The sequence below is a fragment of the Actinosynnema sp. genome (genome assembly GCF_052038725.1).
The window spans coordinates 1-26,776 of the sequence record NZ_JBQGCX010000919.1 but is presented as its reverse complement, the minus strand read 5'-3'; the positions used below and the strand labels follow the sequence as shown (position 1 = coordinate 26,776).

Here is a 26,776-nt window from a genome sequence, read left to right as displayed (position 1 = left end):
CGGGGTGCGGGCAACTTCGACGCAGTTGGCCTGGACGCTGTTGCTGCGACTCGACTTGCGCCAGTTCAGGCTCATCGGAAGCACTCCCGTCATGTCAACTTGCCAGCGTGCTTGGCGATCAGCGCCACCGACTCCTCGGGTGCCAGCGCCAGGGAACAGAGCTGTCGCCAGGCAAGCTTAGCGCTAAGCAGGTGCTCCTCCTCTTCCAGGAAACTGCTGGTGAACCGGGTTTCCACATAAATCAGGCTCGGCTGGTCGGGGAACTCCAAACGCATGAAGGGGCCATCCAGTCCGGTGTGTGTCGGACTGTCCAACGGCACCACCCGCACCTGCGTTCTGGCTCGGTTGGCGAGCGCCACCAAGTGGTGCAGCTGTGCCCGCATCATCTGGGGATCGCCCAGAGGGCGGTGCAACACCGCTTCATCGATGATCAAGTGGACCTGTGCCTTGCCGATGACCGCCTGCCTGCCGAGCCTGGTCGCCACCAGCGCGTCCACTTCGGCTTCCGAAAGCCGCACCGCGCTGCCCCGCATGATCGCGCGAGCGTAATCGGAGGTTTGCGCCAGGCCGGGAACCAGGAGCGTCTCGTAGTTGTAGAGCGCTGAAGCCTGCCCCTCGAACTCGATCAGGTCTCGCCAATGTCCTGGCAACTTGCCGTGGATCGTGTGCCAGTTCCGTCCCTCGCCCGCGCTGACGAGCGCCATCAGCTCTTCACGCAACTTCAGCGGCGCCTGGAGAAAACCCAGGATCGTGGCGACGTCGAAGGCCTGCAGCCCGCGCTTGCCCGTCTCCATCCGGCTGATCTTGCTCTCGGACACCCCGATGGCCTGTGCGACTTCTGCGCAGCTCAAACCCCGTGCGACCCGCAGCGCCCGCAGCTCGGCGGACACCCGCCGTTGCCGGAACGAAGCCCCCTTGTGCGTCATGCCGCAGACTCTCGCGTCTTGCCACGCGGGCAAGAAAGTGTTGATCACCCGAAAGTGGAAGGGCTTGCGTGCCCCGCCGGCAAGAAACCACCGTTCCCAGCATGGAATCGCCCACCGAACAAGCCGTCGAGCGCACCTGGAAGATCAGCGGCGCCTACGCGAACTGGGAGCTCAAGATCGCCGTCACCCCGCCCGCCACCGGGTCCGCGATCGAGTGCCGCGAACCCGACTACGCCTCGCTCGTCGGCCACTTCCGCGTGCTGGTCAACGACACCGAGCTCAGCCACAAGCTCCACCTCGAAGACCAGGAGAACGCCTAGGTCACGCCTGGGCCGTCGGCACCCGCACCGGCAGCCCGGCCGCGCGGTAGATCGCGTCGACCACCTTCATGTTCGCCACCGCGTCCCGAGCCGTCGTCGGGAACGGCTTGCCGTGCAGGACCGCGTCCGTGAAGGCGTCGAGCTGGTACCGGTACGACGGCTTCCAGCCGAACCGCTCGTTCCTGGTGTGCCCGTCCAACCGCACCGCCATCCGGTGCCCGAACTGCGGCATGAACGGGTTCGCCACCCGCAGCTCGCCCTTCTCCCCGATGACCCGCGCGGACAGCTTCAGCACCGCGCCCGACCACAGGGAGGCGTGCACGAACCCGACGTGCCCCTCGGGGAACACCAGGTCCGCCTTGACCGCCCGGTCGACCTTCCGGTTGCGCAGCCGCACCCGCGCGCTGCGCACCTCGGGCTCGCCGCCGAGCATCCGGACCGCGTTGACGGCGTAGCACCCGGCGTCCATCAGCGCCCCGCCCGCGAGGTCCCAGTCGTACCGGATGTTCGAGAACCTGGGCAGCGGGAAGCACATCCGCGCCTCCACGTGCCGCAGCGCGCCCAGCTCGGGCAGCACCTCGACCATGCGCCTGGCGAGCGGGTGGTACCGGTAGTGGAACGCCTCCATCACCACGAGCCCGCTGGCCTCGGCCGCCTCGGCGACCCGCTCGGCCTCCTCGGAGTTCGCGGCGAACGGCTTCTCGCACAGCACGTGCTTGCCCGCCGCGAGCGCCTTCAACGTCCACTTCCCGTGCAGCCCGTTGGGCAGCGGGTTGTAGACGGCGTCGACGTCGGGGTCGTCGAGCAGCGCCCGGTAGTCGTCGAAGACCTTCGGCACGAGGTTCTTGTCCGCGAACGCCCTGGCCCGCTCGGGGTCCCGCGCGGCGACCGCGACCACTTCCGCGGCGGACGACTTGAGGGCCGGCTTGACGAGAGCGGCGGGGGCGATGGCGGCAGCCCCGAGAACCCCGATCCGCACGCGGTCGCTCATGGATCACGAGGGTAGCGGCGGGGGCATGGGGGCGCTGTGAGGCAGGCGCCGGATCTCGGGGTGGTGGCGGTCCAGCTCGCCGACCTCGAACCGGCAGGACTTCATGGCCCACCACAGGAAAGCGCCCACGTCCCCACCGTGCTTGTAGGACCCGTCGGGGAACAGCGCCGCCCAGCCGTCGTGGGTCGCGATGAGGGTGGCGACGTGGGTGCCGTGGGTCGTCCAGATCCGGGTGGTGCCATCGACCGAGCCGGTGGCGACCCGTGTGCCGTCGGGGGAGAAGGCAACGGTGATGACGATCTCGCTGTGCCCGACAAGAACCACCAGAGGCTCGCCCTCGGCGGTCCAGATCCGCGCGGTGCCGTCGCTGCTGCCGGTGGCGATGAGCGAACCGTCGGGGGCGAAGGCGACGGAGTGCACCCGCCGGGTGTGGCCGATGAGGGTGGCGACCGAAATGCCGTCGATGGTCCAGGTGCGGGCGGTGCCATCGTTGCTGCCGGTGGCGAGTTCCGCTCCGTCCGGCGACCACGCGACCGCCGTGGTTGGCCTGGCGTGTCCGAAGGTGGCGACGCGGGTGCCATCGGCGGTCCAGATCCGTGCGGCTCCGTCGTGACTGCCGGTGGCGATGAGCGTGCCGTCAGGTGAGAAGGCCACCGAGGTGACCCAGTTCTTGTGCCCGTCGAGGAGGGCCAGCGGCGTCCCCATGGCGCTCCAGACGCGGGCGGTGAGGTCGCTGCTCCCGGTGACGACGCGGGTGCCGTCGGGTGAGAAGGCGACCGCGTTCACCCGCTGCTCGTGGCCGGTGAGCTTGGTGATCAGGGTGCCGTCGGAGGTCCAGACACGGGCGGTGCCATCGTGCCCGCCGGTGGCGACGCGCTTGCCGTCGGGTGAGAAGGCGACCGCGTTCACCCGCTGCTCGTTCTCGCTGAGGGTGCTGGCCAACTCCCCGTCGGTGGTCCAGATCCGGGCCGCTCCGTCGCTGCTGGACGTGGCGACGCGCGTGCCGTCGGGGGAGAACACGACGGTGGTGATGGTCCTGGAGCGGTTGGTCGGGATGGCGACCAGCGCGCCGTCGGTGGTCCAGGTCCGAGCGGTCTTGTCGTTGCTGCCCGTCGTGATGAGCGTGCCGTCCGGCGAGTAGGCGATCGAGGTGATAGCGCCCTGGTGACCGACGAGGTCGGCGACGTGCGCGCCGTTCGCGGTCGAGACCTGCGCGGTGCCGTCGCTGCGGCCTGTGGCGATCTGCGAGCCGTCGGGGGAGTAGGCGATCGCGGTGATAGGCCTGGTTCCGTCGATGATCGTGGCGACCGGTGTGCCGTCGGCGGCCCAAGTGCGGGCCGTGCGGTCGTCGCTGCCGGTGGTGATGCGCTTGCCGTCGGGGGAGTAGGTCACGGCGTTGATCCCGTTCCCGTGTCCGGAGAGGGCGGCGACGTAGTCGCCCTCGGCGGTCCAGACGTGCACGACGCCCTCGGCGCACGCGATGGCCAGGTGCGTGCCGTCCGGCGAGTAGGCCATCGACGTGATGCGCTGCCGAACGCCGCGAGCGATGATCAGCTCACCCGTGTACGCCCAGATTCGTGTGGTGCCGTCTCGGGCCCCGGTGGCGATGTGCGTGCCGTCTGGTGAGGCCGTGACGGCGGTGACCGGGCTCCGGTGATCTTCGAGCGTGACAACGTGTTCGCCCTCGATCGTCCACACGCGTGCTGTTCGGTCGTCGCTTCCGGTGATGACGTGGGTCCCGTCCGGGGAGAACGCCACCGAGGTGACCTTGCCGCTGTGGTCGCCGGTGAAGCGCAGCGACGAGTGGCTCTCCGCGTGCAACAACTCCACCTGCTTGCCGTGCGCCAGCGCGATCGTCTCCCCGTTCGGCGAGTAGGCGACGGCCAGCACGGCCGCGCTGCGCGCCAGCATCACCTCGGCCCGGTCCCGGCCGCTCACCGCCGCCGCGCGCAGCTCCGGGTGCCGCTCGGTCCCGGCCACCCCGAGCAGTGCCGCGCCCTCCCAGCGGCTCCCGGTCAGCACCGCGTCCGACAGGTCGCCGCCGGTGACGCGGGCGCCCCGCAGGTCCGCCCCGGTCAGGTCGACCCCGCGCAGCGCGGCCCCGTCGATCCGCTGCCCGCGCAGGTCCGAGCCCGCCAGGTGCGTCCCGCGCAGGTCCAGCCGGGACAGGTCGGCGGTCCGCAGGTCCAGCCCGCTCAGGTCCTCCAACCCGCTGCCGCCCAACCGGTCGACCACCAGCAGCGCGTTCTGCTTCTCCTCCGCGCTCGCCAGCCCGTCGACCGACACCGACAGGGCCCACCGCCGCGCCCGCGCGTGCCCGGCCAGGTCGCACAGGAAGTCCACCATCAGCCGCGACATCGCCTGCCCCGCGACCTCCCCCAACCCCTCCCCGGCCCGCAACCGCCGCGCCGCCTCGTTCGCCACCAGCCACTCCATCACCGACCGGTGCACGAACCCGAAGCCGCTCTCGCCCGTCACCAGCAGCGTCCCCGAGCCGATCGCGTGCGCCACCTGGTCCTGCGTGTACCCCAGGTCCGCCACCTCGGTCAGCGCCGCCACCGCGACCACGCCCAGCTCGTCCTCCTGGATCGCGTTCGCGCCCGTCGACCACAGCCGCGTCGCCAGGTCCGTGCACACCCGCAGCCGCTCGTCCCTGCCCAGCACCGGCAGCCCGTGCCGGTGCTCCTGGCGGGCCTGCTCGTGCAGCAGCCACGAGTCCACCAGCTCCTGGTACAGGTCCGCCGCGCTGATCGTCCCCTTGCGCTGCTGCACCTCCCGCAGCCGGTGCTCCTCCAGCTCCGCGATGAACGACAGCATCCGGGGGTTCCGCGACAGCCCCAGCAGGTCCTGGACCTCGTCCAGCAGCCGCAACCGCGCCCGCGCCCGCTCGTGGTCGCCGCCGTACCGCTTGGTCAGGAACTCCACGATCTGCCCGCGCGTGAAGTCCTCCAGCTCCACCACCCGGCTCGCCCCGGTCGCCACGACCTCGTCGCCCAGCGCCGTCAGCACCTGCGCGGCCGAGCGGAAGTGCTGGGTGCGGCTGGTCAGCACGACCTTCGCCTCGCCGCCGACCACCTCCAGCAGGGTGCGCAGGTAGTCGGCGGCGTTGTCGTAGCCGACGCGCAGCTCCAGCTCGTCGAACCCGTCGAACAGCAGCGCGACCCGGCCGCTGGCGATCATGTACCGGAGCTTGTCCACGTCGACCACGGCCACGCCCTGGCCCACCAGGGCGTTCGCCAGCAGCTGGTTGAGCGTCGGGGCCTTCTGCAGCGACCGCAGCTCCACCAGCAGCGGCGTCACCCCGCCCAGGTGCTCGGGCAGCGCGCGCGCCAGCTGCCGCAGCAGGAACGACTTGCCGCGCCCGAAGTCCCCCAGCACCACCACGAACTGCCGCGCCCGCAGACCGAGCCAGCCGAGCACCCGCGCGAGCAGGTCCGGTTCCACCTCGCCGGACGAGTGGCGGCCCACGACCCGGTAGCGCTGCGCGGTGTACAGCGCCTCGGGGTAGACCTTGTCGCGGGCGAGGGCGCTCTTGAGGCGCTCCTCCAGCGGGCCGAGGTCGAGCAGGCCCCGGTACTCGACCCAGCTGCGCGGGGACACGCCCCGGCGGGTCGCGCGGCCCACGAGGTCCGCGGAGGCGAGGCGACCGCTGTAGACGATCTCCGAGCGGGTGCCGGGGTCCTCGGCGGTGAAGTGCCGGTGCACGTCCACGACGAACGCGTCCACGTCGGCCTCGGTCAGGTCCCCGTCGACCACGCCCACCGGCCGGTAGTCCACGCCGCCGCCGGGGATCGGGAGGCCGACGCGCAGGTAGGACTTCTCCGGGTGCGGCACGGTGCTCGCGTCGGGGTGCGCGAAGCGGGTGGCCTCGACGACGCGGTCGAAGAAGGCGTTGCCGGATGGGGGCGGCTGGGTTTGCGGTGGGCTTTCCTGCGGGGCCGGGTCGGCGTTGCGGCGCTCGGTGACGCGCCAGGCGGTTCCGGTGGGGCTGATGCTGGTGTCGCCGGTCCAGCGGCCGTGCGCGAAGCGGCGGGCCTGGCGGGTGGTGCTGGAGGCGTCGAACGAGACGAGCCGGTAGCCGTCGTTGGTGGTGGGGGAGGAGAAGAGGTGGTGCAGGTCTTCCTGCCGGACGGTTTCGGGGGTTTCCCCGTGCACCACGCCGAGCCGGAGCTGGTCGGGCTCGCGGAACCCGTCGAGCCACGCGCGGAACCGGGAGACCTGGTCGCGGCCGAGGCTGGCGGTGGCGCGCTCGTGGGTGTCGGCGGTGGTGGAGTTGAAGCCGGCGACGACGGTCGAGAGGTCGGGGATCTCGAAGAGGGTCCAGGGCTCGTCGGCGGTGAAGGTGGGGGAGTGGCCGTCGTAGAACCGGTCGAAGGCGGCGGAGAACTGCTTCCACTTGGGCCAGAACGGGGGGACCGGCTCCTCGTCGTCGGCCTCGGCGGTGTCGAAGTAGGCCTTGCACGCCTTGCGGTTCACGTCGTGCGCGCCGGGGACGACGAGCACGCGGTCGCGGGGGAGGTCGAGGTCCTCGGCGAGGTCGGCCAGGAGGCGGAAGGCCTGCGCGAACTCGGCTTTGCCGCCCTGCTCGGTGAGGTCGCCCGCCACGACGAGGAGGTCGGGCGGGGTGTCGGCGGGGAGGTCGCGGAGCAGGTCGTCGGTGGTGAACGACCAGGTCTTGCCGCCCGCGCGGGGGCCGGGGAGGTGCAGGGCGGTGACCAGGTCGGGCCGCTTGGCGGTGCGGCTGCTGCCGAGGGCGGACCAGCCGACGCGGAGCTGCTCGGCGGAGATCGCGTAGCTGTCCGGGGTGGAGGTCCCGGCGGTGGCGATGATGCCGACGACGCGGCCGGTGACGTCGTCCCAGACGGGGCTGCCGCTGAAGCCGGGTTGGACGCGGAGGGCGGAGGTGGATTCGAGCTGGAGGTGGCCCCGGCTGTTGCGGCCCTTGACGAGGGCGTCCACCCAGGCGCCGTCGGGGCGGGTGGGTTTGGCGGGGTAGCCGAAGATCCGGACGACGGTGTTGGGGCGGGGGAGGGTGGTGATCAGGCGGGCCGGGGGGATGTCCGGCGGGGGCGCGTCGAGGGCGAGGCCCGCGATGTCGTCGCCGGGGTCGCCCTCTCGGGCGGGCGGGGGCATCCAGTGGACGACGCGGGCGGTGGTGGTGCGCGGGCCGAACTGGACGCGGATCGGCGCGTCGGGGCGGGCGGGGTCGCGCTCGTGGCGGCGGAGGGCGTGGTTGACGACGTGCGCGCAGGTCATGACCGTGCCGCCGGCCAGCAGCACGGCCCCGCCGACGGGGTTGTCGTCGGCGTCGAGGACGCGGGCGGCTGAGCTGGGTAAGGCGGCGGGGTGCACTTCTCAGGGTTACCACACGTCGCGCAGCGTGGTCAGGGTGCTGGTGGGGGATCGATGCCAACCGCGTGCACACCCGCAGCCGCTCGTCCCGGTCGAACGACGGCATCCGCGGATTCCCCGACAGTCCGAGCAGGTCGCGCACCTCGCCTCAGCGGCCAGGAAGTACGCCGCGCACGCCTTCGAGTTCACGTCCCGCGCCCGCGGCGCCACCGCCTCCACCCACGCCCCCCCGGGCCGCGATGGCTTGCCGGGGTACCCGAACACCCGCACCACACCCGAGGGCGGCGAATCAGCCCCCTCGCCCCGCCCCAGCGCCAGGTTCACCACGTGCGCGCAAGTGACGAACCGACCACCCTCGAGCAGCACCCCAACACCCACCGTGTTCCCCGCGCCATCGAGCACGCGGGCCACGCAACCGGGCAAGGAACCGGCAGGCACCGCCCACACCTACCACACATACTCTTCCGTCATGGACGTCCTCGTTGTCGATCACCCCCTGGCCAGGGCCCGCCTGACCACCATGCGCGACGCCCGCACGGACAACGCCGCGTTCCGCGCCGCGCTGCACGAGCTCACCGTCATGCTCGTCTACGAAGCCACCCGCAACGCCCCCGTCGCCGAGGAGCGCGTGCACACCCCCGTCGCCCGCACCACCGGCTACCGCCTCGCCAACCCGCCGCTGCTCGTGCCGGTGCTCCGCGCCGGCCTCGGCATGGCCGACCAGGCGCACAAGCTCATCCCCGACGCGCAGATGGGCTTCGTCGGCCTGGCCCGCGACGAGGAGACGCTCCAGCCGACGCCCTACATGGTGTCGCTGCCCGAGTCCCTCGCGGGTCGCCCGGTGTTCGTGCTCGACCCGATGCTCGCCACCGGCGGGTCGATGGTCTACACGATCAAGCTGCTCACCGAGCGCGGCGCGACCGACGTGACCGCCGTGTGCGCGCTCGCGGCCCCCGAGGGCATCGAGCACCTGCGCGAGTCGGGGCTGCCGATCCGGCTCGTGACCGCGAGCGTGGACGAGCGGCTCAACGACTCCGGGTTCATCGTGCCCGGCCTCGGCGACGCGGGCGACCGGCAGTACGGCGCCGTCTGATCGGCTCAGCGCGGAAGGGGCCGTCCGGGGTCGGGCGGCCCCTTCGCCGTCTCCAGGGCCCGTCCGCACCAGTGCGGATCGCGCCGACCCCTCGTCCCGGTAACGGCAGGCGCCCGGATTGCGCTGTTCAGCCGTAGAGGTGGTCTAGACCTTTGTTCTACGTTGTGGTTCGGACCGATCGCTCCGCGAACGGTGGCGAGCACCCGCCCACCTGCGCGGACGCCGGGTACGGGCCGCCTCGCGAGAGGTGGTCAAGGGGGTCGGGGAGGGTATGCGGCGGCCTCCTCCCCGGCCTCCGCCCGCCCAGGCGGGCATCACCCGCGACGGTCGGTCGGGGCGCCGAAGAACCGCGGAGCCCTGCGCCGAACGCCGTTGCGCCGCAAAGCACTTCGCGTGAACGGACCGCGCACCCCGTTGTGCGGCAAGGACCTGCGGGCGCGACTACCGCCGCCGCCACCCCTCGCACTGCGCGCGCACCGCCCGCTCGTACACCGCCCCCACCGCGAGCCCCGCGGGCAGCGCCGCGTTCAGCTCCAGCGAGATCAGCCCGTGCACCAACCCCCACAGCGCCAGCGCCAGCTGCCCCGGCTCCTCGTCCACGAACACCCCGTCGCGCACCGCCCGCTCCACCGCGCCGAGCACCGGCTGGAACGTCCCCCGCGCCAGCTCCGCGACCCCCGCCGACGGCTGGAAGTCCAGCGTGGACCGGCTGCTGAACATCACCAGGTAGAAGTGCGGGTCCGCCAGCGCGTGCTCCCGGTAGGCCCGGCCGATCCGCGTGATGTCCTCCACGGGGTCGTCCGTCCCCGGCACGGAGGCAAGCCTCTGCTCGTAACGGCGGAACCCCTCTTCGTACAACGCGTCCAACAGCGCGGGCTTGCCCCCGAACAGCGAGTACACCGCTGTGGTCGAGGTGTTGACATCCGCCGCGAGCCTGCGCAAGCTCAGTGCGCCCGGCCCCTCGGTGGACAGGAGTTCACCCGCGCGGTCGAGCAGCCGAACGCGAAGGGCGTCGTCGTGGGTCTTCGGTCTTGGCACCGGGGAATCGTAACGCAACGGTGTTATAAAAAGCCTCTGGTCAGCGTGGTACCACATTGGTACCATCAAGAGAATGGCGATGACCTTGCGTCTGAGCGATGAGGAGAACCGGCGGCTCGACGAGCTCGCAGCCGCCGAGGGCCGTTCGAAGCAGGAAGTCGTGCGGCTCGCGCTGGCCGACCGCTGGGCCAGGCTCCAGAAGGAGGAGGAGCTGTCCGAGGTGCTCGGACGGGTGCTCCCCAAGTACCGGGGTCTGCTCGACAAGCTGGGATCGGCCTGATGGCGCACTGACCGCGCCTCCGTTGTGATCCACTGGTGTCGTGGTCAACTACCTCGACGCCGGCGATCTGCTCGTGCTGGCGACCGCCGTCACCGGCGGCGATCTCGTCGTGCGCGACTTAGGCCTGCTCGACTCCGCTGCTCACCGCCCCAGGGCGACCGTGCTCGGCGTCGAGGCCTACGACACGCTGTGGCTCAAGGCCTCCGCCCTGCTCGACTCCATCGTCCGCACCCGACCCCTGTCCGAGGGCAACTGGCGCCTCGGCTGGGTGGCCGCCGTGACGCTGTGCGACATCAACGGCTGGTGGATCGAGGCCGAGGAGGACGACGCCCTCGAACTCGTCCGCTCCCTGGGGCGCGAGCAGGTCGACGTCCCCGGCATGGCCGCCCACCTGGAGGCGTGGGGCGTGCCCAAGGACGGCTGACCTGCCGGAGGTCGCGGGCCCGAAGGCGCGCGCGGCGAAACCCCAGGCGGGCGCGGAACCACCGCAGCGGGGGCGTTGACCGGGGACCGGGTCGGGTCCCTACCGTTCCGGGCGTGACGATCTCGATCGCCCAGGCCGCGGAGCGCAGCGGCCTGTCCATCGACACCCTGCGCTACTACGAGCGGATCGGGCTGCTCGACCCGCCCGCCCGCGACGCGGGCGGCAGGCGCGACTACAGCGAGGACGACCTCAGCTGGCTGGCCTTCCTGACCAGGATGCGCGCCACCGGGATGCCGATCAAGATGATGCGCGAGTACGCCCAGCTGCGGCACCGCGGCGACCCCGGCGCGGCCCGGCGGCGGCAGATCCTCGTGGAGCACCGGACGGCGGTGCGCGAGCGCGTGGCCGAGCTGAACGCCTGCCTGGAGGTGCTCGACTACAAGATCGAGCACTACGGCAGCCTGGAGCGCACGTTCGTGGAAGGCATCACCAGGGGCGCCACCGCCTGAGCGGGCCCCTGGGCAGCGGAAAAGCAGGCACACGGATGGGGGACGGGCGAGGGGCGGGCGCGCGCGCCGAGTTGCCGCGTGATCGCTGATGGATAACATCGGCCCTGCGCGATGCCGCAGCCCAGGCTGCCACTGCCGCGATCCCGCCCCTGTCTCGCCGGCAGGGAGTGAGCCGGGGGAGCGAGCAGGTCCGCCCAGCACCGCGCACGCACCGCGCTGCACCACGCTCGCACAGGTCGCCGCCCGCGCTCACCGGGAGGCCGAACCGTCGCGAGGTGGTCATGGCCGCGCACTGGGCCGCGCTGCTCGTCCTGCTCCCGCCCCTGATCGGCCTCGCGCGCCACTGGCTCGTGCTGCGCTTCTTCCGCCGCGTCTACGAGCACGGCGGCGCCAAGGACCTCAAGGCCGCCGCCGAGGCCGTCCGCCGCACCAGGCCGTGGACCGCCGACCTCCAGACCCGGCGTCCCGGCGCCGCCGCGCCCCGTCCGGACCCGCCCCCGAGGGGGGACCGCCTGCCCGCCCGGCGCTCGGTGCGCAAGACTAGGGGCGTCCCCCCGCAAAGCGCGCTGGAGCGCCCGTCGAACCGGGGGGACGGCAACGGGGAGTGACCGGCGCGCAACCGGTGACCGCCCGGCGCGTCCTTGCAAGTGACAGGAGGGAGTCATGGACACTCGCAGCATCGCCACGATGGCGCGCAACCGCCGGATCATCTGGGGTGGCGGCGTCGGCCTCGCGGTCGGCCTGATCGGCTTCCCGCTGGTGCTCATGAGCGTGTGGCCCGGCGTCGACCACAGCCCGTGGAGCATCAACACGATGGTCCTCGCGGCCGGGGTCACCCTGTGCACGCTCAGCTACATCGGGATCCGCCTGGCGGTCTCGGCCTTCACCGACGACCGGGTCTCGCCGCCGGACAACCGGCCCTACCTGGTGGCCGGTGGTGCGGCGGCGATCGCCGTGCTCTGCCTGGTCATCGCGGTCATGGGCTGACCCTGGAGCCCTCCGCCGGACCGCGCGCGGCCGGCCTCAGTCGGCCAGCAGGTCCGACACGCGCCCGCGCAGGGCGCCCAACCGCTCACCCGCTCGGGCACGGGCCGGGGCCAGGTCGGCGGGGTCCGCCACGGGCTCCACGACCTCCAGGTAGGCCTTCAGCTTCGGCTCCGTGCCCGAGGGGCGCACCACGACCCGCACGCCGTCCTGCGTCAACCGCACGACGTCCGCGCCGGGCAGCAGGTCCTCGAACGCGAACCCCTCCGGCGGCGACTGCCGCAGCCGCGCCATGAGCGCCCCGATCCGGCTCAGGTCGGTGAAGCGCAGCGACACCTGGTCGGTCAGGTGCAGCCCGTGCTCCAGTGCCAGCTGGTCCAGCGCGTCCAGCAGCGTGCGCCCCGACGCCTTCAGCGTGGCCGCCAGGTCGCAGGCCACCACGGCCGCCGAGATGCCGTCCTTGTCGCTGACGTGCGCCGGGTCGACGCAGTGCCCCAGCGCCTCCTCGTACGCGTACACCAGCCGCTCACCGGCCCGCACCAGCCACTTGAACCCGGTCAGCGTCTCCGCGTACCGGGCCCCGTGCGCCTGCGCGACGCCGCGCAGCAGCGAGGACGACACGATCGTCGTGGCCACCAGCGGGTCGGGCTCCTCGGTGGTGCTCAGCACCAGCGACCCGAGCAGCACGCCCGTCTCGTCGCCGCGCAGCATCCGCCACGACCCGTCCCGCTCCCGCACGCCCAGCGCGCACCGGTCCGCGTCCGGGTCCAGCGCGATCGCCAGGTCCGCGTCGACCTGCGCGGCCAGCTCCAGCAGCCGGTCCGCCGCGCCGGGCTCCTCCGGGTTCGGGAACGCCACGGTCGGGAAGTCCGGGTCGGGCACGGCCTGCGCGCGCACCACGTGCACGTCGGTGAACCCGGCCCGGCTCAGCGCCTCCACGGCGGTCGCGCCGCCCACCCCGTGCATCGGGGTCAGCGCCACCCGCAGCCCGCGCGCGGACCCGCGCGGCAGCGACGACACCCGGCCCAGGTACTCGTCCAGCTCGTCCTCGGACACCTCGGTCCACGACTCGCTGGACGGCACCGACACCGCCGCCGCCACCTCGGAGATCGCCACCTCGATCTGCCGGTCGGCGGGCGGCACGATCTGCGAGCCGCCCTCCAGGTACAACTTGTAGCCGTTGTCGGCGGGCGGGTTGTGCGAGGCGGTGATCTGCACGCCCGCCACCGCGCCGTGCCGCCGCACCAGGAACGCCACCAGCGGCGTCGGCAGCGGCCGGGGCAGCAGCCGCACGGTGAACCCGGCGGCGGCCAGCACCCCGGCCGCCGCGCGCGCCAAGTCCTCCGAGCCGTGCCTGGCGTCCCGGCCGACGAACACCAGGCCGCGCGCCCCGCCGCCCTGCTCGGCCAGCCACCGGGCCACCCCGGCGGTCGTGCGCACCACGACGGCCCGGTTCATCCCGTTCGGCCCGGCCCGCACCGGCCCGCGCAGCCCGGCGGTGCCGAACGTCAGCGGCCCGGACATCCGGTCGGCCAGCTCCTCCAGCGCCGCCGGGTCGCCGCCCATCGCCCCGGCCAGGACGCGCTGCAGCTCGGTGCGCGCCTCCATGTCCGGGTCGTCGGCGATCCAGCGGAACGCGGCGTCGCGCAGCGCGGGGGACAGCGTCATGCCCGCTCCACCAGCTCCCGCAGCAGCGCGCCCATGCGGCTCGCGGCGGCCTGGCCCGCCTCCAGGACCTCCTGGTGGTTCAGCGGCTCGCCGGTGATGCCCGCCGCCAGGTTCGTCACCAGGGACAGGCCGAACACCTCCACGCCCTCGGCGCGCGCCGCGATGGCCTCCAGCACCGTGGACATGCCGACCAGGTCGGCGCCCATGGTGCGCAGCATCCGGATCTCGGCGGGGGTCTCGAAGTTCGGGCCGGGCAGACCGGCGTACACGCCCTCCTCCAGGGAGGGGTCGATGCCGCGCGCGATCTCGCGCAGGCGCGGCGAGTACAGGTCGGTCAGGTCCACGAACCGGGCGCCCACCAGCGGGGACGACGCGGTCAGGTTCAGGTGGTCGCTGATCAGCACCGGCTGGCCCACCGACATGCCCTGGCGCAGGCCGCCCGCGGCGTTGGTCAGCACCACGGTCTTCACGCCCGCGGCGGCGGCGGTGCGCACGCCGTGCACGACCTTGGTGATGCCCTTGCCCTCGTAGCCGTGCGTGCGGCCCAGCACGACCAGCGCGTTCTTGTCGCCCACCCGCACCGAGCGGATGGTGCCGCCGTGCCCGACGGCGGTGGGGGCCTCGAAGCCGGGCAGCTCGCCCATGGGGATCTCGGCCTGCGCCTGGCCGATCAGGTCGGCGGCGGGCCGCCACCCGGAGCCGAGGACGACGGCGATGTCGTGCCGGTCGACCCCGGTCCTCTCGCTCAGCGCCCGCGCCGCGTCGGCGGCGAGCGCTTCCGGACTGGTGTTCTCACTCTTGGCGGTCACCGCGGGAGCCTAACTCCCGCCGGGGGCGGTCGCCGCAGGTCACCCGATCACGGTCAGCGTGGGCGCGATCGAGTCGAACAGCTGCTCCCGGCCCTGCTCCTCCTGCTCGGTCGGGAACACCACCTCCACCACCCACAGGTCGTTGCCCCTGGGCAGCACCCGCGCGTAGTGCGAGCGCCGGGTCTGGGCCGAGCCCGTCCCGGCGCGGGACTGCCCGTCGCGCGGGTGCTCGACGGTGTTGTAGCTGTACTGGACCGCGCCGTCCCGCCCGGCGTTCGGCAGCGGCTCGGTGGGCTGCTTCTCCTGGCCGGGGAAGTAGTTGTCCCCGCCCCAGCGCCCGGCCACCAGGTCCAGGTAGTTGTCCACGCTCAGGCCGGGGAAGAAGTCCGGGAACCGCTCGACCGTCACCTGCCAGCTGCCGGACGGGTCCACCAGCAGCACGGCGGTGCTGTTGGCCACGCCGCCGTTGCCGCTCTGCGTCACGAACGAGGTCCAGTCCGAGCCGACGTCGATGGTGAACCCGGCGCCCCGGTCGCCCTCCTTGGTGGCCGCGCGCAACTCCCGGCGCACCAGGGACACGGTCACCGTCGCGGGCGCGGACGGGGTGCGCTCGGCGCTCGACGCGGCGGGCGGGAGCAGCGGCCTGCCCGCCGCCGCGAGGGTCAGCACGAACCCGGAGCCCGCCCCGACGGCGAACAGCACGGTCGCCGCCAGCGCCAGCAGCACCGTGGCCAGCCCGGAGCGGCGGGCCGGGGGAGCGTCCGGGAAGTCGTACCCCTCGTCGTAGTCCGCGCCGTAGTCCTCGCCGTAGTCCGCGCCGTACTCGTGCGGGTGGTCGGTGACCTCGTGCGGCCCCGAGCGGCCCGACGAGCCGCCGGACAGCAGGAAGGGCAGCGGGCCGGGGTCGGCGGCCAGCGGCGCGTCCGGCGCGGGCTCGGCGGAGCGCAGCCTCACCGGCTCGGGCCGCACCACCTCCACCACCGGTCTGGGCTCCGCGCCCTCCTCGAACGGGAAGCCGTCGGCGTCCGGCAGCAGCGGGCGCACCAGCCTGCGCACCTCGGACAGCGGCAGCCGCTCCGCCGGGTCCTTGCGCATCAGCCCGCCGACCACCTCGGCCAGCTCGCCGCACACGTCCGTGGACGGCACGTCGCCGTGCACCACCTGGTTGATGGTCTGCAGCGGGTTGTCGCCCTCGTAGGGCAGCTGGCCGGTCATCGCCGCGAACAGCGTCGCGCCCAGGCTCCACTGGTCGACCGCCTGCGTGACGACCCCGTCGGTGGCGATCTCCGGCGCGATGAACGCGGGCGTGCCCAGCGCGATGCCGCGCGAGGTCATGGTCGCCTCGGCCATGTTGCGGGCGATGCCGAAGTCGGTCAGCTTCACCCGGCCGTCCGCGGCGACCAGCACGTTGCCCGGCTTGACGTCCCGGTGCGTGATGCCCGCCCGGTGCGCGGCGTCCAACCCGGACGCGACCGCGTGCGCCACCACCGCCCCCTGCTCGGCGGTCAGCGGACCGCAGCGGCGCACCACCTCCGCCAGCGACTCGGACGGCACCAGCTCCATCACCACGTACGGGTCGCCGTCGACCTGCACCACGTCGTAGATCGTCACCAGGTTCGGGTGGGCCAGCTGCGCGGCGGCGCGGGCCTCGCGCAGCGTGCGCTCCCGCAGCACCGCCGCCTCCCCGCCCGCCATCCCGGACGGCTGGAAGACTTCCTTCACGGCGACCGCGCGCCGCAGCACCTCGTCGTGCGCGGCCCAGACGGTCCCCATCGACCCGCTGCCCAGCACGTGGTGCAGGCGGTAACGGCCCGCGATGAGGCGCTCACTGTCCACCCGGCCATTGTCCACGAGCCGGGGGCCGCCCCAGCGCCGCTCGCGCCCGCCGCCGCCCGACCGGGCGGCACCGCAGTTCGGACGCCCGCAGCGGTCCCGGAACCCCCTAGCGGCAGGCCTTCCACGACCACGTCCGGGCCTGCGGAACCCCGCGACCGGCACGCGGGCGCCGGTCACTCTCGGCGGTCGGCCCGCCTCCCACGCGGGTGAGCGCCCGTGCGCCCGGACCCGAGCAGTCCGCACCGGGGGACCAGGGGTCCCCCCAGACCCGCGCTGGCAGGTCGTTCCCGTTCCGGGCGACCGCCGACCCGTTCGGCGCCGTCCGTCGAAAGAGCGCCTAGCCCGCGCGCACGCCCGTCCGCGACACTGCGGGGCATGATTGAGCAGCCGGGCGAGCTGGCGCTGGCCGCCGAGTTCCCCGAACCCGACCGCGAGCGGTGGCTGGGCCTGGTCGAGGGCGTGCTCGGCAAGACCGGCGCCGAGTACGACTCGCTCGTCACCACGACCTACGACGGCATCGCCGTGCAGCCGCTGCACACCGCCGACGAGCCCCTGCCCGCCACCGGCCTGCCCGGCACGTTCCCGTTCACCAGGGGCGGCAGGCCGCAGGGCACCGCGCTGGGCTGGGAGATCCGCCAGCAGCACCGGGAGGCCGACCGCGAGGCGGTCGTGGCCGACCTGGAGAACGGCGTCGGCGCGCTGTGGCTCAGGGGGATCGCCGCCGCCGACCTGGAACCGCTGCTCGCCGAGGTCTACCTCGACCTCGCGCCGGTGGTGCTCGACGCGGGCGCCGACTTCGCCGCGTCCGGCCGGGAGCTGCTGCGGATCTGGGGCGAGCGGTCCGCGCCGGGCAGCGAGCTGGCGGGCAACCTCGGCGCCGACCCGCTCGGCGCCCTCGCCGCCACCGGGCAGGAGCCCGACACCGCCGCCCTGCTCGACCTGCTGCCGCGCCTGGACCCGTTCCCGGCCGCCAGGCTGATCGCCGTCGACGCCCTGCCGCACCACAACGCGGGCGGCTCCGACGCGCAGGAGCTCGGCGCCTCGCTCGCCGCGGGCGTGGCCTACCTGCGGCTGCTCACCGACGCGGGCCTGCCCGTCGCGCGCGCCGCGCGGCTGCTGGAGTTCCGCTACGCCGCCACCGCCGACCAGTTCCTCACCACCGCCAAGCTCCGCGCCGCCCGCAGGCTGTGGGCCCGCGTCACCGAGGTGTGCGGCGAGCCGACCCCGCAGGTCCAGCACGCCGTGACGTCCCCGGCGATGATGACCCGCCGCGACCCGTGGGTGAACATGCTGCGCACCACGATCGCCTGCGCGGGCGCCGGGATGGGCGGGGCCGACGCGATCACCGTGCTGCCGTTCGACCACGCCATCGGCCTGCCCGACGACTTCTCCCGCCGCATCGCCCGCAACACCCAGTCGGTGCTGCTGGAGGAGTCGCGGCTGTCGGCGGTGATCGACCCGGCGGGCGGCTCCTGGTACGTGGAGCGGCTCACCGAGGACCTCGCCAGGGCGGCGTGGCGCTGGTTCCAGGAGATCGAGGCCGAGGGCGGGCTCGCCGCCGCCCTGCGCTCCGGCCTGGTCGCCGACCGGCTCGCCGCCACCTGGGAGCGCCGCCGCGCCAACCTCGCCGACCGCACCGACGCCATCACCGGGGTCAGCGAGTTCCCGAACCTGGGCGAGAAGCCCGTCGTGCGCCGCCCCGCCCCGCCGGAACCCGGCGGCGGGCTGCCCGTCATCCGCTACGCCCAGGACTTCGAGGCGCTGCGCGACCGCGCCGACGCCGCCCCCGAGCGGCCCAGGGTCTTCCTGGCCACGCTCGGACCGGTCGCCGCGCACACCGCCCGCGCCACCTTCGCCGCCAACCTGCTCCAGGCGGGCGGCGTCGAGACCCCGCAGGCCGGTCCCACGAGGACCACCGACGACGTCGTCGCGGCGTTCCGCGCCAGTGGCGCCCGCGTCGCCTGCCTGTGCGGCAGCGAGAGCTCCTACGCGGAGCTGGCCGCCCCCACCGCCGACGCCCTGCGCGCGGCGGGCGCCGAGCGCGTCCTGCTCGCGGGCAAGCGCTCCGACGCGACCGTCGACGACCACCTGTTCCTGGGCTGCCCCGCGCTGGACGTGCTCGGGCGCACCTTCGAGTCCCTCGGAGTCCCGCGATGATCCCCGACTTCAGCCGGGTCGACCTCGGCGAGCCGACCGGCCCCGACGACCGGGCGCGGTGGCAGGCCGCGCTGCAGGAGGCCACCGGCAAGGGCGCCGACGCGCTCGCCTGGGAGACCCCGGAGGGCATCGGCGTCAAACCGGTCTACACCGCCGAGGACCTGGCGGGCCTGGACTTCCTGCGCACCTACCCCGGCGTCCCGCCGTACCTGCGCGGCCCGTACCCGACCATGTACGTCAACCAGCCGTGGACCATCCGGCAGTACGCCGGGTTCTCCACCGCCGAGGAGTCCAACGCCTTCTACCGCCGCAACCTCGCGGCCGGGCAGAAGGGGCTGAGCGTCGCCTTCGACCTCGCCACCCACCGCGGCTACGACTCCGACCACCCGCGCGTGGCGGGCGACGTGGGCATGGCGGGCGTGGCCATCGACTCCATCTACGACATGCGCCAGCTCTTCGACGGCATCCCGCTGGACCGGATGAGCGTGTCGATGACCATGAACGGCGCGGTGCTGCCCGTGCTGGCGCTGTACGTCGTGGCCGCCGAGGAGCAGGGGGTGGAGCCGGCGAAGCTGGCCGGGACCATCCAGAACGACATCCTCAAGGAGTTCATGGTCCGCAACACCTACATCTACCCGCCGAGGCCGTCGATGCGGATCATCTCCGACATCTTCGCCTTCACCTCGCGGTCCATGCCGAAGTTCAACTCCATCTCCATCTCCGGCTACCACATGCAGGAGGCCGGGGCGACCGCCGACCTGGAGCTGGCCTACACGCTCGCGGACGGCGTCGAGTACCTGCGCGCAGGCCGCGGCGCCGGGCTGGACGTGGACGCGTTCGCGCCCCGGCTGTCGTTCTTCTGGGCCGTGGGCATGAACTTCTACATGGAGATCGCCAAGCTCCGCGCCGCCCGGCTGCTGTGGGCCAAGCTGGTCAAGGGCTTCGAGCCGAGGTCGCCGAAGTCGCTGTCGCTGCGCACGCACTGCCAGACCTCCGGCTGGTCGCTGACCGCGCAGGACGTGTTCAACAACGTCGCCCGCACCTGCGTGGAGGCGATGGCCGCCACCCAGGGCCACACCCAGTCGCTGCACACCAACGCGCTCGACGAGGCGCTGGCGCTGCCCACCGACTTCTCCGCCCGGATCGCCCGCAACACCCAGCTGCTGATCCAGCAGGAGTCCGGAACCACGCGGGTGATCGACCCGTGGGGCGGCAGCGCGTTCGTGGAGCGGCTCACCCACGACCTCGCGCACCGGGCGTGGGCGCACATCACCGAGGTGGAGGCGGCGGGCGGCATGGCCGCCGCGATCGACGCGGGCATCCCCAAGCTGCGCATCGAGGAGGCCGCCGCCCGCACCCAGGCGCGCATCGACTCCGGCCGGCAGCCGGTGATCGGCGTCAACAAGTACCTGGTGGACGCGGACGAGCAGATCGAGGTGCTCAAGGTCGACAACGCGGGCGTGCGGGCCAGCCAGCTCGCGAAGCTGGAGCGGCTGCGCGCCGAGCGCGACCAGTCCGAGGTGGACGCCTCGCTGGACGCGCTCACCCGCGCGGCGGGCGCCGACACCGGTGGCGCGGCGGGGAACCTGCTGGAGCTGGCCATCTCCGCCGCCCGCGCCAAGGCCACGGTCGGGGAGATCTCCGAGGCCCTCGGCAAGGTCTGGGGACGCCACTCCGCCCAGATCAGGACCATCACCGGCGTGTACCGCGAGGAGGTCGGGGCCGTGTCCAACGTGGAGGGCACCCGCGCACTGGTCGCCGCGTTCGCCGAGGAGGAGGGCCGCCGCCCGCGCGTCCTGGTCGCCAAGATGGGGCAGGACGGGCACGACCGCGGCCAGAAGGTGATCGCGACCGCGTTCGCCGACCTCGGCTTCGACGTCGACGTCGGCCCGCTGTTCCAGACCCCGGACGAGGTGGCGCGGCAGGCCGTGGAGGCCGACGTGCACGTGGTCGGCGTGTCCTCGCTGGCCGCGGGGCACCTGACCCTGGTGCCCGCGCTGCGCGAGGCGCTGGCCGGGCTGGACCGGGACGACATCATGATCGTGGTCGGCGGCGTGATCCCGCCGCAGGACTTCGCGGCGCTGCGGGAGGCGGGCGCGTCGGCGATCTTCCCGCCCGGCACGGTCATCGCCGAGGCCGCCGCCGACCTGCTGCGCGAGCTGTCGGCCAGGCTCGGGCATGGCTAGGCGGCTCACCGCGGCCGAGTACGCCGAGGGGGTGCTGGGCGGCAGCAGGGCCGTGCTCGCCCGCGCCATCACCCTGGTCGAGTCCACCCGGCCGGACCACCGCGAGCTGGCGCAGGAGCTGCTGGTCGAGCTGCTGCCCCGCTCCGGCGGCGCGCACCGGGTCGGCATCACCGGGGTGCCGGGCGTCGGCAAGTCCACGTTCATCGACGCCTTCGGCACCATGCTCACCGAGCGCGGCCACCGGGTCGCGGTGCTGGCCGTCGACCCGTCGTCCACCCGCACCGGCGGCAGCATCCTCGGCGACAAGACCCGCATGGCCCGGCTGTCGGTGGACCAGCGCGCGTTCATCCGGCCCTCGCCGACCTCCGGCACGCTCGGCGGCGTCGCCAAGGCCACCCGCGAGTCGATCGTGCTGGTGGAGGCGGCCGGGTACGACGTGGTGCTCGTGGAGACCGTGGGCGTCGGGCAGTCCGAGACGGCGGTGGCGAACATGACGGACTGCTCGCTGCTGCTCACCCTGGCCCGCACCGGCGACCAGCTCCAGGGCATCAAGACGGGCGTGCTGGAGCTGGCCGACGTGGTCGCGGTCAACAAGGCGGACGGCGAGCACGCGCTGGAGGCCCGCAAGGCGGCCCGCGAGCTGGCGGGCGCGCTGCGGCTGCTGCGCGCGCACGACGCGCCGTGGCACCAGCCGGTGCTCACCTGCAGCGGGCTCGACGGGACCGGGCTGGACGAGGTGTGGCGGCAGGTGGAGAAGCACCGGGCCGCGCTGGAGGAGGCCGGGCTGCTGGCCCGGCGGCGCAGCGACCAGCAGGTCGGGTGGGCGTGGGCGATGGTGGAGGACCGGGTGCTCGGCGGGCTGCGGGCCGATCCGGGCGTGCGCGCGGAGGCCCCCGAGCTGGAGCTGGCGGTGCGGGAGGGGCGGCTCACCGCCACCCTCGCGGCGGAACGCATCCTCGAACTATTCACTCGCCGTTGAGAATCACTGGTTCAGGTGACCACTGACAGTGGTAACCAGACGGTGCGATGACTAGTCTGAGTAACCATGTGGCGTTCTGTGCTCGCGGTGTGGCTCTTCGTGGTCGTCTGCGCTGTCGGCACGCCCGCCACAGCGGCGGCGACGCCGGAGCCGCAGGTCAGCGCGCTCTCCGCCCCGGTGGTGGACGCGCGCCTCCAGCAGCCGGGGGACACCCCCGCGCCCGGTGGCACCGAGACCGGGGCCCCCGCGCCGACCGGGACCGAGACCGGCCAGCCCTCGGGCGACCAGTCACCCGGAGTCAGCAGCGAGACCAAGCGCAAGCTGTGGCTCGGCGCGATGGCGCTGCTCGTGTTCGGCGGCGTATTCTGGCGCAACCAGCGCAAGTGGGACCGGCGCAAGTCGTAGTCGCGGCGACCTCCGGCGCGCGGCCCCGACGCGGGCCGCGCCCGTCCGACCCGCCGTCGAACCGGTCACCGAACGACGGCGTGTCGGTCACCCCGCCGTGGTGGCGCGGTTCACCCCACGACCCGTTCCGGCGGCCCGGCGCAGGTCACGGCCCTCCCATCCAGTGGGAGGCCGGTCTCTCAGCTGCTGGGAGCAGTCGGGCGGTATATGGTCCCCTGACAGGTGCACCGGCGCGCTTGATCGGTCTGACCGAACTTCGTCGCACCGTTTGGCGCACCCCCGTGACCGGCCGCCGGTTGATCAAGGTGGGGAGCGTCACGCCCGCCGGGGCTGGTGCAGGATGGACGCAAATGGGTACCGACTTCAAGAAGCGCACGCGCTCGGCGGTCGAGCGCCACTCCGACGCGCTGGTCGCCCTGTCCCACAGCATCCACGCCGAGCCCGAGCTGGCGTTCCAGGAGCACCGCAGCGCCGCCAAGGTCGCCGACCTCCTGGAGGGCTCCGGCTTCGAGGTGGAGCGCGGCACGGCGGACCTGGAGACGGCCTTCACCGCCACGTGCGGCAGCGGTGACCTGGTCGTGGCGCTGTGCGCCGAGTACGACGCCCTCCCCGAGGTGGGCCACGCCTGCGGCCACAACGTGATCGCCGCCGCGTCCACCGGCGCGGGCCTCGCGCTGCGCGACCTCGCCGACGAGCTGGGGCTGACCGTCAAGGTGATCGGCACCCCGGCCGAGGAGGTCGGCGGCGGCAAGGTCCTGATGCTGGAGCGCGGCGCGTTCGACGGCGTCGGCCTGGCGATGATGGTCCACCCCGCCCCCTACGAGGCGGTGGCGGCCCGCTCGCTCGCGCTCACGGACCTGGAGGTCCGCTACACCGGCCGCCCCTCGCACGCCGCCGCCGCGCCCCACCGGGGGATCAACGCGGGCGACGCGCTCACCGTCGCGCAGGTCGCCATCGGACTGGCCAGGCAGCACTTCGAGCCCGGCCAGATGATCAGCGGCGTCGTGACCAGGGGCGGGGCCGCCCCCAACATCATCCCCGCGCACACCTCAGCCGTGTACGACCTGCGAGCCGACGACCTCGACTCGCTCACCGGCCTGGAGGAGCGCATCAGGAACTGCTTCCGCGCGGGAGCGGTGGCGACCGGCTGCGACCACGAGGTCGTGCAGGTCTCGCCCCCCTACGCGGAGCTGACCCCTGACCAGTGGCTCGCGGACGCCTACCGGCGCGCTGCAACGGAACTGGGCAGGAACCCGATGAGTCCCGAAGAGGAACAGCGGGAGAAGATCGGCAGCACGGACATGGGCAACATCACCCGCGCGCTGCCGTCGATCCACCCGACCATCGCAATCGACTGCGGAGACGCGGTGAACCACCAAATCGAGTTCGCTACTGCCTGCGCGTCGGCTTCCGCCGACCGCGCCCTGCTCGACGGGGCGCTCGCCCTCGCCTGGACCGCGATCGCCGCGGCGTCCGACGCCGACCAGCGGGCCAGGTTGATCGCCGGGGCGGTGGGGGCGTCGTGACGATCCTCGACTCGCGTCCCGAACTGCCGAGTGAGAAGGGCTCCGAAGTGCTGCTGACCGAGCGCGGGGTCAGCATTGCCCCTGTGGACGACCTGGGTGAGGGCCGAGGCCCCTCGTGGCTGGACGACTGGCTGTCGGCGAACGGGTCCGAGGTCATCGCCTGGCGGCGGCACATCCACGCGCACCCGGAGCTGTCCCGCAAGGAGTACCGCACCACCGAGCTGATCGGCGACGTGCTGCGCTCGGCAGGGCTCAAGCCCAGGGTGCTGCCCGGCGGCACCGGCCTGGTGTGCGACGTGGGCAGCGGCCCCCGGTGCGTGGCGCTGCGCGCCGACATCGACGCCCTGCCGCTGCGCGAGAACACCGGCGCGCCGTACGCGTCCGAGGTCGACGGGGTGTCCCACGCGTGCGGCCACGACGCCCACACGACGGTGCTGCTGGGCGCGGCGCTGGCGCTGGCGTCGGCCACCGAGCTGCCCGGCCGGGTGCGGCTGGTGTTCCAGCCCGCCGAGGAGATCATGCCCGGCGGCGCGCTCGACGTGCTCGCGGCAGGCGGCCTCGACGGGGTCGAGCGGATCTTCGGCCTGCACTGCGACCCCCGGCTCCAGGCCGGGCGGATCGGCACCAGGGTCGGCGCGATCACGTCCGCGTCGGACCTGCTGGAGCTGCGCCTGACCTCCCCCGGCGGCCACACCTCCCGCCCGCACCTGACCGCCGACCTGGTGCACGCGCTCGGCACGGTGATCACCGGGCTGCCGACGCTGCTGTCGCGCCGGGTCGACCCGAGGTCCGGCACGGTGCTCGTGTGGGGCGCGGTGCACGCGGGCGAGGCGGCCAACGCGGTGCCGCAGGACGGCGTGCTGCGCGGGACCCTGCGCACCGGCGACCGGGACATCTGGGCCGAGCTGGAGCCGCTGGTCAAGGAGCTGGTGTCGTCCCTGCTGGCCCCGCTGGGCGTCGGCTTCGACCTGCACCACCGCAGGGGCGTGCCGCCCGTGGTGAACGACCGCGAGTCGACCATGCTGCTGCGCGCGGGCATCGAGGCCGCGCTGGGCGAGGACGCGCTGGCGGGCACCCAGCAGTCGTCGGGCGGCGAGGACTTCGGCTGGTACCTGGAGCACGTGCCGGGCTCGTTCGCGCGCCTGGGCGTGTGGGACGGCGAGGAGCCCCCGCGCGACCTGCACCAGCCGACGTTCAACCTGGACGAGCGGGCGCTGATGGTCGGCGTGCGCGTCATGGTGCACACGGCGCTGGCGGCGCTGGCCTAGTCGGTCCCGCACCCGCCCCGCCACCGCGCCCGGTGGCGGGGCGGAGTGCTGTACGCGGACTCGCCGTTCGGGTCCGCGCGTCAGGCGTCGGGGCTGTTCGGTCAGCGGGCCGCGTCGGTGAGGCCGACGAGCTCAGGGCGCTTCTCGGGCCTGCCCCGGTCCAGGACCTCGCGCAGCCAGCCGTAGGCGGTGAAGCCGCTCTTGGCGGAGACGCAGTGCGTGTCCGTGCCGAGGGCGATCTCCTGCTCGTCCACCAAGCCGCCCTCGTCCTCGTCGAACCCGAGCTCCGTCGCGGTCATCCCGTCCCCCCTCTCCCGGCCAGGTCCCAGCCGTCGGCCTGCCACGCCGGGTGCGCCACCGCCGACAGCCACAGCGCCACCGCCGTCAGGCCGCTCAGCCAGACCGTCGCGGCGGGCGGCCGCGGGACCGCGCGCGGCAGGCCCCGGTCGACCTCGGACGCGCCCAGCCGCGCGACCACCCCGAGCCCGGCGGCGACCACGACCAGCGCGGGCCGGCACAGCCGCGGCAGCACGGCGCGCAGCACCCCGGCGTCCCGATCGGCCACCCGCCGCGCGGACACCTCGAACCGCGTCACCAGCGCACCGCCGGACGGTGATCCGGCGCCCAGCGCCCCCCTGCTGGCTGGGGCCCTCACCCGTTCAAGACGCCGCCGCCCGGCCCGCGCACGAGGCGCGGACCGGGCGGCGGGAACATCGCTGGCGGGGGTTCAGCGCGGCATCAGGACACCGGCTCGACCAGCTCCGGCCGCACCTCCGGCGCCGCCGCCCGCACCGCGTCGGCGGCCTGGTCGCTCGGCTCGTCCTGCGAGGCCCGCTCGGCCTCCACGCGCGCCGTGTACACCTCGACCTCGCGCGCGATCGCGGCCTCGTCCCAGCCCAGCACCCCGGCCATCAGCCCGGCCACGGCCTCGGCCGACTCGACGCCCCGGTGCGGGTACTCGATCGAGATCCGGGTGCGCCTGGTCAGCACGTCCTCCAGGTGCAGCGCGCCCTCGTGCGAGGCCGCGTACACCACCTCGACCTGGAGGTAGTCCGGCGAGCCGGGGATCGGCTTGAGCAGCTCCGGCGAGTCCGCGGCCAGCGCCAGCACCTCGTGCACCAGCGAGCCGTACCGGTCCAGCAGGTGCCGCACCCGGTACGGGTGCAGGCCGTGCTCGGCCGCCAGGTGGTCGGCCTGGTTCACCAGCGCGTGGTACCCGTCCGCGCCCACCAGCGGCACCTTGTCGGTGATCGACGGCTGGATGCGGCCGGGCAGGTCGACCGACGCCGCGTTCACCGCGTCCGCGCCCATCACCCGGTAGGTGGTGTACTTGCCGCCCGCGATCGCGACCAGGCCGGGGGCGACCCGCGCCACCGCGTGCTCGCGCGACAGCTTCGACGTGGACTCGCTCTCCCCGGCCAGCAGCGGTCGCAGGCCCGCGTACACGCCCTCGATGTCCTCGTGCGCCAGCGGCGTCGCCAGCACGCTGTTGACCTGGGCGAGCAGGTAGTCGATGTCGGCCTTGGTGGCGGCCGGGTGCGACAGGTCCAGGTTCCAGTCCGTGTCGGTGGTGCCGATGATCCAGTGGTTGCGCCACGGGATCACGAACAGCACGGACTTCTCGGTGCGCAGGATCAGCCCGGTCTCGGACACGATCCGGTCCCTGGGCACCACGATGTGCACGCCCTTGCTGGCCCGCACCCGGAACCGGCCCCGGCTGCCGGACAGCCGCTGCAGCTCGTCGGTCCACACGCCGGTCGCGTTGATCACCGCGTGCGCCCGGACGTCGGTCTCCCGGCCGTCCTCCACGTCGCGCACCCGCACGCCGGACACCCGGTCCGACTCGTGCAGGAAGTCGATGACCTGCGTCGACGACCGCACGACCGCGCCGTAGTGGGCGGCGGTGCGCCCGACCATCATGGTGTGCCGCGCGTCGTCGGCCTGCGCGTCGAAGTAGCGGATGCCGCCGATCAGCGCGTCCTGCTTGAGAGAGGGCGCCAGCCGCAGCGCGCCCGAGCGGCTCAG

At 73.5% G+C, this 26,776-nt stretch carries 24 protein-coding genes; 13 read left to right on the top strand and 11 right to left on the bottom strand.

What is annotated here, in order from left to right; all coding sequences use genetic code 11:
- Together ACTUAL_RS19355 and ACTUAL_RS19350 are read right to left on the bottom strand one after the other, a co-directional pair.
- A partial coding sequence (locus tag ACTUAL_RS19355; RefSeq protein ID WP_440901241.1) for a DUF397 domain-containing protein occupies positions 1–75 on the bottom strand: 75 nt, incomplete at its 3' end.
- A gap of 14 nt (positions 76–89) precedes the next feature.
- Entirely contained in the window at positions 90–926 is an 837-nt protein-coding gene (locus ACTUAL_RS19350) for a helix-turn-helix domain-containing protein (protein WP_440901240.1), read from the bottom strand.
- A 101-nt stretch (positions 927–1,027) separates the two neighbouring features.
- On the opposite strand from ACTUAL_RS19350, the gene ACTUAL_RS19345 reads away from it, so the two are divergent.
- A complete protein-coding gene (locus ACTUAL_RS19345; protein ID WP_440901239.1) occupies positions 1,028–1,246 on the top strand; it encodes a hypothetical protein in 219 nt (72 codons plus the stop codon).
- 1 nt (position 1,247) lies between these two features.
- Here ACTUAL_RS19345 and ACTUAL_RS19340 read toward each other — a convergent pair whose 3' ends face one another.
- Entirely contained in the window at positions 1,248–2,237 is a 990-nt protein-coding gene (locus tag ACTUAL_RS19340) for a Gfo/Idh/MocA family protein (protein WP_440901238.1), read from the bottom strand.
- 3 nt (positions 2,238–2,240) lie between these two features.
- Positions 2,241–7,589 (bottom strand): trypsin-like peptidase domain-containing protein, encoded by a 5,349-nt coding sequence (locus ACTUAL_RS19335; RefSeq protein ID WP_440901237.1) that lies wholly within the window; start codon positions 7,587–7,589, stop codon positions 2,241–2,243.
- Between the two features lie 469 nt (positions 7,590–8,058).
- On the opposite strand from ACTUAL_RS19335, the gene upp reads away from it, so the two are divergent.
- On the top strand, positions 8,059–8,682 hold the full coding sequence (gene upp / locus ACTUAL_RS19330; RefSeq protein ID WP_015805113.1) for a uracil phosphoribosyltransferase: 624 nt from the start codon (positions 8,059–8,061) through the stop codon (positions 8,680–8,682).
- 441 nt (positions 8,683–9,123) lie between these two features.
- Here upp and ACTUAL_RS19325 read toward each other — a convergent pair whose 3' ends face one another.
- Positions 9,124–9,720 (bottom strand): TetR/AcrR family transcriptional regulator, encoded by a 597-nt coding sequence (locus ACTUAL_RS19325; RefSeq protein ID WP_041837167.1) that lies wholly within the window; start codon positions 9,718–9,720, stop codon positions 9,124–9,126.
- A gap of 73 nt (positions 9,721–9,793) precedes the next feature.
- Here ACTUAL_RS19325 and ACTUAL_RS19320 point away from each other — a divergent pair, with 73 nt between their 5' ends.
- The 5 genes from ACTUAL_RS19320 to ACTUAL_RS19300 all read left to right on the top strand — a co-directional run bounded on the left by ACTUAL_RS19320 (position 9,794) and on the right by ACTUAL_RS19300 (position 11,920).
- On the top strand, positions 9,794–10,000 hold the full coding sequence (locus ACTUAL_RS19320; protein WP_041837166.1) for a ribbon-helix-helix protein, CopG family: 207 nt from the start codon (positions 9,794–9,796) through the stop codon (positions 9,998–10,000).
- Between the two features lie 40 nt (positions 10,001–10,040).
- On the top strand, positions 10,041–10,424 hold the full coding sequence (locus ACTUAL_RS19315) for a type II toxin-antitoxin system death-on-curing family toxin (RefSeq protein WP_015805110.1): 384 nt from the start codon (positions 10,041–10,043) through the stop codon (positions 10,422–10,424).
- A 113-nt stretch (positions 10,425–10,537) separates the two neighbouring features.
- Positions 10,538–10,933, top strand: a complete 396-nt coding sequence (locus ACTUAL_RS19310; RefSeq protein ID WP_096496992.1) for a MerR family transcriptional regulator — start codon at positions 10,538–10,540, stop codon at positions 10,931–10,933.
- Positions 10,934–11,214: 281 nt separating this feature from the next.
- The gene (locus tag ACTUAL_RS19305) at positions 11,215–11,541 is read left to right on the top strand and encodes a hypothetical protein (RefSeq protein WP_440901236.1); all 327 of its coding nucleotides are present in this window, start codon (positions 11,215–11,217) and stop codon (positions 11,539–11,541) included.
- 55 nt (positions 11,542–11,596) lie between these two features.
- The gene (locus ACTUAL_RS19300) at positions 11,597–11,920 is read left to right on the top strand and encodes a hypothetical protein (RefSeq protein ID WP_096496990.1); all 324 of its coding nucleotides are present in this window, start codon (positions 11,597–11,599) and stop codon (positions 11,918–11,920) included.
- A gap of 36 nt (positions 11,921–11,956) precedes the next feature.
- Here the strand turns inward: ACTUAL_RS19300 and ACTUAL_RS19295 are convergent, their stop codons facing one another.
- The 3 genes from ACTUAL_RS19295 to ACTUAL_RS19285 are packed head-to-tail and all read right to left on the bottom strand — an operon-like array spanning position 11,957 to position 16,230.
- Entirely contained in the window at positions 11,957–13,585 is a 1,629-nt protein-coding gene (locus ACTUAL_RS19295) for a phospho-sugar mutase (RefSeq protein WP_440901235.1), read from the bottom strand.
- Positions 13,582–14,394: a purine-nucleoside phosphorylase gene (locus ACTUAL_RS19290; protein WP_440901234.1), complete on the bottom strand. Its 813-nt coding sequence runs from the start codon at positions 14,392–14,394 to the stop codon at positions 13,582–13,584. Before ACTUAL_RS19290 ends, ACTUAL_RS19295 begins: the two co-directional genes overlap by 4 nt.
- A gap of 39 nt (positions 14,395–14,433) precedes the next feature.
- A complete protein-coding gene (locus tag ACTUAL_RS19285) occupies positions 14,434–16,230 on the bottom strand; it encodes a serine/threonine-protein kinase (protein ID WP_096496987.1) in 1,797 nt (598 codons plus the stop codon).
- Positions 16,231–16,605: 375 nt separating this feature from the next.
- On the opposite strand from ACTUAL_RS19285, the gene ACTUAL_RS19280 reads away from it, so the two are divergent.
- From ACTUAL_RS19280 to ACTUAL_RS19255, 6 genes are all read left to right on the top strand, one after another.
- On the top strand, positions 16,606–18,387 hold the full coding sequence (locus ACTUAL_RS19280) for a methylmalonyl-CoA mutase family protein (protein WP_440901233.1): 1,782 nt from the start codon (positions 16,606–16,608) through the stop codon (positions 18,385–18,387).
- Positions 18,384–20,573 carry a methylmalonyl-CoA mutase gene (gene scpA / locus ACTUAL_RS19275; protein WP_096496985.1) on the top strand — a complete coding sequence of 730 codons (2,190 nt, stop codon included), beginning with the start codon at positions 18,384–18,386 and terminating at the stop codon, positions 20,571–20,573. Before ACTUAL_RS19280 ends, scpA begins: the two co-directional genes overlap by 4 nt.
- Positions 20,566–21,552 (top strand): methylmalonyl Co-A mutase-associated GTPase MeaB, encoded by a 987-nt coding sequence (meaB, locus tag ACTUAL_RS19270; protein ID WP_440901232.1) that lies wholly within the window; start codon positions 20,566–20,568, stop codon positions 21,550–21,552. The genes scpA and meaB overlap by 8 nt, the downstream gene beginning before the upstream one ends.
- Before the next feature lie 66 nt (positions 21,553–21,618).
- Entirely contained in the window at positions 21,619–21,957 is a 339-nt protein-coding gene (locus ACTUAL_RS19265; RefSeq protein WP_440901231.1) for a hypothetical protein, read from the top strand.
- Positions 21,958–22,307: 350 nt separating this feature from the next.
- Positions 22,308–23,483 (top strand): M20 family metallopeptidase, encoded by a 1,176-nt coding sequence (locus ACTUAL_RS19260; RefSeq protein ID WP_096496982.1) that lies wholly within the window; start codon positions 22,308–22,310, stop codon positions 23,481–23,483.
- Positions 23,480–24,751, top strand: a complete 1,272-nt coding sequence (locus tag ACTUAL_RS19255) for an amidohydrolase (protein ID WP_096496981.1) — start codon at positions 23,480–23,482, stop codon at positions 24,749–24,751. Before ACTUAL_RS19260 ends, ACTUAL_RS19255 begins: the two co-directional genes overlap by 4 nt.
- A gap of 101 nt (positions 24,752–24,852) precedes the next feature.
- Here the strand turns inward: ACTUAL_RS19255 and ACTUAL_RS19250 are convergent, their stop codons facing one another.
- From ACTUAL_RS19250 to ACTUAL_RS19240, 3 genes are all read right to left on the bottom strand, one after another.
- Positions 24,853–25,050, bottom strand: coding sequence for a hypothetical protein (locus ACTUAL_RS19250; RefSeq protein WP_440901230.1), 198 nt, complete (start codon positions 25,048–25,050; stop codon positions 24,853–24,855).
- Positions 25,047–25,346, bottom strand: a complete 300-nt coding sequence (locus ACTUAL_RS19245) for a hypothetical protein (RefSeq protein ID WP_440901229.1) — start codon at positions 25,344–25,346, stop codon at positions 25,047–25,049. The genes ACTUAL_RS19250 and ACTUAL_RS19245 overlap by 4 nt, the downstream gene beginning before the upstream one ends.
- 143 nt (positions 25,347–25,489) lie before the next feature.
- Positions 25,490–26,776, bottom strand: a 1,287-nt coding sequence (locus tag ACTUAL_RS19240) for a glycerol-3-phosphate dehydrogenase/oxidase (protein WP_440901228.1), incomplete at its 5' end; no start/stop codon positions are given.

Coding starts and splice junctions, on each gene's coding strand:
- ACTUAL_RS19345 (WP_440901239.1), top strand. CDS start 1,028: ATGGAATCGCCCACCGAACAAGCCGTCGAGCGCACCTGGAAGATCAGC.
- ACTUAL_RS19340 (WP_440901238.1), bottom strand. CDS start 2,237: ATGAGCGACCGCGTGCGGATCGGGGTTCTCGGGGCTGCCGCCATCGCC.
- upp (WP_015805113.1), top strand. CDS start 8,059: ATGGACGTCCTCGTTGTCGATCACCCCCTGGCCAGGGCCCGCCTGACC.
- ACTUAL_RS19350 (WP_440901240.1), bottom strand. CDS start 926: ATGACGCACAAGGGGGCTTCGTTCCGGCAACGGCGGGTGTCCGCCGAG.
- ACTUAL_RS19280 (WP_440901233.1), top strand. CDS start 16,606: ATGATTGAGCAGCCGGGCGAGCTGGCGCTGGCCGCCGAGTTCCCCGAA.
- ACTUAL_RS19320 (WP_041837166.1), top strand. CDS start 9,794: ATGGCGATGACCTTGCGTCTGAGCGATGAGGAGAACCGGCGGCTCGAC.
- meaB (WP_440901232.1), top strand. CDS start 20,566: ATGGCTAGGCGGCTCACCGCGGCCGAGTACGCCGAGGGGGTGCTGGGC.
- ACTUAL_RS19300 (WP_096496990.1), top strand. CDS start 11,597: ATGGACACTCGCAGCATCGCCACGATGGCGCGCAACCGCCGGATCATC.
- scpA (WP_096496985.1), top strand. CDS start 18,384: ATGATCCCCGACTTCAGCCGGGTCGACCTCGGCGAGCCGACCGGCCCC.
- ACTUAL_RS19305 (WP_440901236.1), top strand. CDS start 11,215: ATGGCCGCGCACTGGGCCGCGCTGCTCGTCCTGCTCCCGCCCCTGATC.
- ACTUAL_RS19265 (WP_440901231.1), top strand. CDS start 21,619: ATGTGGCGTTCTGTGCTCGCGGTGTGGCTCTTCGTGGTCGTCTGCGCT.
- ACTUAL_RS19295 (WP_440901235.1), bottom strand. CDS start 13,585: ATGACGCTGTCCCCCGCGCTGCGCGACGCCGCGTTCCGCTGGATCGCC.
- ACTUAL_RS19250 (WP_440901230.1), bottom strand. CDS start 25,050: ATGACCGCGACGGAGCTCGGGTTCGACGAGGACGAGGGCGGCTTGGTG.
- ACTUAL_RS19260 (WP_096496982.1), top strand. CDS start 22,308: ATGGGTACCGACTTCAAGAAGCGCACGCGCTCGGCGGTCGAGCGCCAC.